The following is a 563-nucleotide window of genomic DNA, read 5'->3' on the forward strand; positions in this document are numbered from 1 at the left end:
ACGTCGGCGCCGCCGAGGCCGTTCTGGCTGATCTCCTCGCCGGTGACGGCGCGGACGACGTCGGGGCCGGTGATGAACATCTGGGAGGTCTCGCGGACCATGAAGACGAAGTCGGTCAGCGCCGGGCTGTAGGCCGCGCCGCCGGCGCAGGGGCCCAGCATCACGGAGATCTGCGGGATGACACCGGACGCCTTGGTGTTCCGCTGGAAGATGCCGCCGTAACCGGCGAGCGCCGAGACGCCCTCCTGGATACGGGCACCCGCGCCGTCGTTCAGGGACACCAGCGGCGCCCCGGCCGAGATGGCCATGTCCATGATCTTGTGGATCTTGGTGGCGTGGGCCTCGCCCAGCGCACCGCCGAAGATCCGGAAGTCATGGGCGTAGACGAACACCGTCCGGCCGTGGACCGTGCCCCAGCCGGTGATCACACCGTCGGTGTAGGGCTTCTTGCTCTCCAGGCCGAACCCCGTGGCACGGTGCCGGCGGAGCGGCTCCACCTCGGAGAAGGAACCCTCGTCCAGGAGCAGGTCGATCCGCTCCCGGGCGGTCAGCTTCCCCTTGGC

The 563-nt window shown here is 69.6% G+C and carries 1 protein-coding gene; it reads right to left on the bottom strand.

Annotation, left to right across the window (positions count from 1 at the left end; genetic code table 11):
* The coding region (locus LUZ64_RS36820; protein ID WP_276522635.1) for a carboxyl transferase domain-containing protein at window positions 1-563 on the bottom strand (563 nt) is incomplete at both ends.

This window comes from Streptomyces albireticuli, from assembly GCF_021228125.1.
In the GTDB taxonomy this organism is placed as follows: Bacteria; Actinomycetota; Actinomycetes; order Streptomycetales; family Streptomycetaceae; genus Streptomyces; species Streptomyces albireticuli.